This window comes from Adlercreutzia sp. ZJ242 (genome assembly GCF_011038995.1).
Lineage (GTDB): Bacteria > Actinomycetota > Coriobacteriia > Coriobacteriales > Eggerthellaceae > CAAEEV01.
In genome coordinates, this window is record NZ_JAAKEE010000079.1 from 1 (window position 1) to 6,076 (window position 6,076).

Annotated in this window: 5 protein-coding genes; all 5 read right to left on the reverse strand. The window is 58.2% G+C overall.

The window, feature by feature from the left end; translation table 11 throughout:
* Nucleotides 1-986, reverse strand: a 986-nt coding sequence (locus G7Y49_RS11640) for a DegT/DnrJ/EryC1/StrS aminotransferase family protein (protein WP_206214693.1), incomplete at its 3' end; no start/stop codon positions are given.
* Nucleotides 987-1,056: 70 nt separating this feature from the next.
* Entirely contained in the window at nt 1,057-2,526 is a 1,470-nt protein-coding gene (locus G7Y49_RS11645) for a lipopolysaccharide biosynthesis protein (RefSeq protein ID WP_370519666.1), read from the reverse strand.
* 1 nt (nt 2,527) lies between these two features.
* Nucleotides 2,528-3,559, reverse strand: a complete 1,032-nt coding sequence (locus tag G7Y49_RS11650) for a glycosyltransferase family 2 protein (protein WP_165173999.1) — start codon at nt 3,557-3,559, stop codon at nt 2,528-2,530.
* A 93-nt stretch (nt 3,560-3,652) separates the two neighbouring features.
* A complete protein-coding gene (locus G7Y49_RS11655; protein WP_241157411.1) occupies nt 3,653-4,645 on the reverse strand; it encodes a glycosyltransferase family 2 protein in 993 nt (330 codons plus the stop codon).
* Nucleotides 4,646-4,656: 11 nt separating this feature from the next.
* Complete coding sequence (locus G7Y49_RS11660) at nt 4,657-5,715, reverse strand: EpsG family protein (protein ID WP_165174003.1); 1,059 nt, start codon at nt 5,713-5,715, stop codon at nt 4,657-4,659.
* Nucleotides 5,716-6,076 lie beyond the last annotated feature (361 nt).

Here is a 6,076-nt window from a genome sequence, read left to right on the forward strand (position 1 = left end):
ACGAGCGGGTGGAAGTACTTGCGGGCGCCTATCTCCTCCTTCGCGAGCGCGTCGAACACGTCGTCTCGGGTCGCGCCGAAGACGGTCGGGTCGAAGACGACGGGCATGTAGGCGTAGTTGTGCCTGACTCCCTCCGGCGGCACGCAGGCCTTGACCCCGGGCACGCCGCCCAGCAGCTCCCAGTAGCGCTCGGCCACGGCCCTGCGCTTGGCGATCTCCTCGTCCACGTGGCGCAGGTTGCACAGCCCCATCGCGGCGCAGAGCTCGTTCATCTTGGCGTTGCCGCCCGCGTACTCCACGCTCTCCGGGCCGGTGATGCCGAAGTTCTTCCACTGGTCGAGCACGGGCTTGAGCGCGGGGTCGGGAAAGCACACCGCCCCTCCCTCCACGGTGTTGAACACCTTGGTGGCGTGGAAGCTGAGCATGGAGGCGTCGCCGAAGGAGGCGGCGCCCCGCCACGTGCCGTCCGCCATGCGCCGCTCCACCCCGAAGGCGTGCGCCGCGTCGTATATGACCTTGAGGCCGTGCCGGTCGGCTATGGCCTGGATCGCGTCGACGTCGCAGAGGCTCCCGTAGACGTGGACGGGCACGATCGCGCACACGTCGTCGTCGACGAGCTCCTCGACGCGCTCGGGGTCCAGCGTGTAGTCGCCGGGCCTCACGTCGGCGAGCACGGGTGTGAGCCCCTTGCGGGTGATGGCGTGGGCCGTGCTCGCGAACGTGAACGGCGTGGTTATCACCTTGCGCCTGCCGTCTGAGCCCAGCCCCAGCGCCTCGATGGCGCACTCGAGCGCCGAGTGCCCGTTGGTGAACAGGGCGATGTTCCCCACCTTGAGGCGCGCCTTGAGCGCCGCCTCGAGCCTTTTGTGCTCCTCGCCCATGTTGGTGAGCCAGTGCGACTCCCACAAAGGCGCTATCTCCTCGACGTACTCCTCCAGCGGCGGCATGGACGAGCGCGTCACCAGTATGCGGTTCTCCTTGCCCACTCTCTCCCTCTCTTCGGTTGTCAACGTTCTTTTACTCAAATCAAGTAGAAGCTCAGCCGGTTGCCGCGGCCTACCCCTCCGCGCGGCCGTGTCTCCCAGCGGCGATCTCCCGTCCCGTGGCCAGCAGGTACTCGAGGGCCTCCACGTGAAGAGCCTTCGAGAGCCCCAGGTACGCCGCGCACATCACAGCTGCCTGCAGGGCGACCGTCGCCGGGTCGGGCAGGGCGAGCAGGCCCACCGGCCACGCGACGGCGGCAGAGGCGGCCGACAGGACCACCCCCGGCGCTATGTCGCGCAGCTGCTCGGCGTAGGGGTAGCCGACCACCCGCTTGCTCGGCCAGGCGTTCACGAACGTGGATATGACCCCCGAAACGAGGTAGCTTGCCACCATGAGGTACACGTCCCGGAACACGAACGCGGTCACCAGCAGGAACGCGACGCCGTAGGCCTTCTTCACGAGCTCGAGCTTCAGGAACAGGTCGCTTCGGCCCATGGCGTTCAGGGCCTGCAGGTTGGTCGTGTGGATGGGCAGCAGGGCGTAGGTGAGGCAGTAGACCTGCATGAAGAACACGCAGGGCAGCCACTGCTCGCCGAGCAGCATGCGCACGAGGGGCTCCGCCACGAGGGCGAACAGCGTCATGCAAGGCATGACGAGGTAGCACGAGGTCTTGAGCGCGCGGCGCACGAGGCGCCTCGCGTAGGGCAGGTCGCCCTGCACGCGGGAGACCGCCGAGAGCATCACGGGCTGTATCGCGCCGTCGAGCATGGACCCGAGCGCCTGCGGGTAGCGCTTGCCCTGCGAGACGTAGCCGAGCTGGGAGGCCGAGAACTGCTTGCCGATCACGAGGTCGGCAAGCGACTGGTAACCTGTGTCGAGCAGCCCCGAGACGAGGAGCTTCCACCCGAAGGAGAAGAGCTCGCGCGCCCGCGACGCGCGGAACACGAGGCGCGGCCTCCAGGGGACCTGCGCCGCCAAAACGACGCAGCTCACCAGCTGGTAGGAGAGCTGCTGGGCGACGAGGGCCCAGAGCCCCGCGCCCAGAAGCGCCGCGGCGATCCCCACGGCCCCGCTCGCGACCACCGAGGCTACAGTTGCCGTGAACACCTTGCGGAACTCGAGCTCGCGCTGCACCCACGCCACCTGCACGGCGTTGTACGCGTTCACGACGAGGACGAGCGCGAGGGCGCGCAGGGGCAAGGCGAGATGCTCCATCTGATAGAAGGCAGCCACGGCGGGCGCGGCGAGGAACACGGCTGCGTAGAGGACGGCCGACACCGCCAGTGACATCCAGAAGACCGTGGAGAAGTCGCCCTCGTCGGCCTTAGGCGACTGCACGAGCGCCGTGTTGAGCCCCGACTGCACGATGACGCTGCTCACGTTCACGAACACGAGCATGATCGCCAGAGCCCCGAAGTCCTCTGGAACAAGCAGGCGCGCCATGATAACTTGCACGGCGAGCTGCACCAGCGAGCTCCCGCCCCGCTCCAGGAGCTTCCATAGGAGAGAGGAGAGCGTTCTCTGCTTCAATTCAGAGGACAAGCTATTCTCCCCCGCGCATCCCCAGCGGCTTTATCTCGGAAGGAGCGCCTTTGCGCAGATCACCCACGAGGAGCCCTTGCCTCCTCGCGGCGAAACGCTTCTTGACGCGAGCCCGCCCCCTCAAGACAGAGTTCGGCAGCAAAGACTTGACCTTGGCTTTCACGCAACAGCCGAACGCCTCGGACCTCTTCATGACCTCGTCGGGAAGGCCCGCCTCCGAAAAGCTGCACCCGCAAGACAGCAGCCGCTTCTTCATCTGGCTCTCCCTGAGCTCAATCGCCCGTCCTATATGCTCGCTTGCCAAATGAGACGATGCTTCGTCTTCGTAGAGCAAGCCGCGCCTGTAGCCCTCAAAATACGAAATATACCACTCCTTGCCTCTCGGCTGGAACGTCCAGCAGCCCGCCGATCCGTATCTGTAGACGGACATGGGCTTGGTCATGAACCTAACCTTCCCATGCCGCGCGAAACTCATGAGCCAGAAGTGATCCCCCACGGGGGCCCCGCAGCCCATGTATCCGAAATCGAGAGCCTCTTTCCGAAAGAAGAAAGAGGCCGTAGGGTTAAGCTGGCCTCCCCCCTCTTCAACCAGCTCGCCGTACGTCTTGTCCCTGTCCTTCCCCCAGGGCTCAGAGAGATACACCAGGTCGTTAGTGAGGTCGAGGATGTACGCGTTGTGAACGCACGCAGAGTGATCAGGGTTCTTCTCCAGGTAGTCATACTGCACCTGCAGCTTAGACGGATCGACCCAATAGTCATCCCCCTCGGTAAACGCAATGTACTTCCCTCTAGCCAAAGACACGCAGCGCTGAAGGGCGCTGGGGATCTCGCCGAACTTATTCACCTCCTCGAGATACGGGATGACAGCAGGATGCGAGACAGCATACTGACGAACCACGTCCGCCGTGCCGTCTGTCGAGGCGTCATCATGGACGATGACCTCAAAGGGAAAGTCGACATGCTGCCCGAGAATGCCGTCAAGGGCATCACGAATGTAGGCAGAATGATTGTAGGTGATAACTATGACGCTCACCTCTGGCGCCTTGTCGCTGCTTCGCATCACTACACCATCTCTTTGCTTTCTCTGTGCAAGAATTTCGAAAAGGCCAGCGTTCGTCAGTGGTTCCTATCTTCTCAGTCTTCTTATCTGCTTTACCCACTTAACAACTCTTACTATTACAAAACAAAGCGAATCGCGCTTACGAAGAATAGCGCCAATGAGAAGCCTATTGTCTATCCTCAAAGCAGACAATGCCTCTGTATTGCCATTAAAACGCTGATTGACTAGGCTTTCGCTCATTTTTCCTAAAGAGTCGGCTCTTTTTTTTCGATTATTCTTTGACAAGTAGAGAATCTTTGCCAACGTCACGTATTGAACAAAAATCCCAACCTGGGCATCAATCAAATGACCCCACTTTTGTCCATATTCGATCAGTCGAGGGAAGAGCGTCTCCAAATCGTCTAGCTGAGAATCTTTATAGCATGCGGTACTGCTCTGATCGTTTACCCGATATAAATACAGCCCTTCAGCTATATAGCCACACTTCTTGGCACAATCCGCAATCGGAAGGAGCTGAAGCAGATCCTCCCCATGCATCATGCCCCTATAGTCTTCATAAGATACAGAAATGTCGATTATGCTTCTCCTTATCGCCTTACCGCACAATGAATTTGTCTTCCCGCGCAGAACACCACATCGAAACCGATCAATACCACAAGCGCTGGCTTTAATTTGGCCTAAAGCGATACCGCCAATGCAAGACCTAGACACCCCTCTAATCATTCCAAACACGACGATATCAAACCCGTGCTCATCAATCGCATCGGAACACACTTGCAAAGTGTCGACTCGAATGCAATCATCCGAGTCGACAAACAGGACGTAGTCTCCTTTTGACTCCAGCAAACCTATGCGACGGGCTATGAGCAGACCTTGATTGCTTTGGCTCACAACGCGAATGCGCGCATCTCTCGAGGAATAGAGCCTGCATATTGAGGCAGTGTTGTCCGTCGATCCATCATCAACCACAACGATCTCATAATCTTGAAAAGCCTGAGACACGACAGAGTCGAGACACTCGCTCAAATAAGCCTCTCCATTATAGACAGGGACGATCACAGAAAATCTAGTCAAAACAAACCCTCCGACAAGAGAAACGGATAAACCCCATGAGCGCCGCCCCCAACATAAACATGGACAAAGTATGCAGCTAAGTACAATAGGAATGCGGCGACTACTAACCTGCCTAATGGCATCTTCCTACAGCAAAGCATTAGCTGAATCGCAGAGGGCAGAAAGATCAGGCCATAGTAGCCGAATCGCAGCAGATTCTGAGCAATAACCCCTAGCTGCATGGCTAAGCAGCCTATCGCAACCAGGCAAAGAAAGCACCGCATGACTCGCAGAGGCGTCATATCTGCGCCCTTCAATCCATCTTCAGCCCTCGCCGCATCGGAAGTGAGCAGAAGAACGGCCGTCACGAAAACAAGCAAAACAAGCATCGCATTATCAAGACCAGCGTCTCTATTGTCTAGAGCATAAGAGTACGATCCCTTTATCGACGCAAGCCAAGACAAGCCAAAGTACAAAACACAAGCGCCAACGGCGAACAAAGCGATCAACAACAAGGCCATCGCCGTACGCTTCCTTCCTCCAGCCAGCCTCGTCCCCGAGTAAGAGGAGAGATAGGCCACGATAAAAGGATAGAGGAGAAGCCCTACGGCGGCCGTCTGATGGAACAGCATCGCCACAATATACCAGAGGATAAACCTCTTCAGGTCTCGGTCAAAAGCGTATGTCGCAGCGAGAAAGAGAAACGAAGCGGCCACCATCTGCTTCATGGCGTTCAGCGAAACAGGCAGAAGGAATAGCGCATACGCGAGGAAGGCTATCCATAGCCCTTCCTTGGACACGCGCCGTGCTGCAAAGTAAAATGGCACGATGACAGCCGTTTCAATAGCTCCCAGGTATAGTGCAAAAGACCCGAACGGATGACAACTCAGCCATGTGAGAACGTTGAAGAGCAGATTCGCCTCCGACGCGTAGTTCTTGAGAAACTCACCAAAGCTGCTGACGCACGCAGACTGAAACATCCAGAATGCGTAAACTGCGACGTCTGTCCCAACGGACGCATCTCTCATACCGCATAGAATTACGGGGATCAGCAGGGCGATAATCGTTGCAGCCACCTGGAAGAACCGCATCTTACATCGCTGCGCCCCATAGAGTAGACTCGGCGTCAATGCAATTATTAGAATATAGGGGGCCAATTCAGCGACACCTGCGCCTTTCTCGCAGTTTCATCAATAGGTCATGAAACCGTGGCGAAACGGAGAACGCCATAAAACGAAAGAGAACAACAGGATTGTTTCGGCCCATACCAAACAACATAGGCAAGCTGCTTCTGACAAACGCGAGAAGCCTCTCGTCAATCTCCCGTCCCTTGGCCTCATCCGACAACCTAGAAGCGAGTGAGTGAATCCTCACGGCGCAAAAAGCCTGCCACCAAGTCAAGTATCGAACAAGCTCGGGCCATGAGCTGCCTGCATC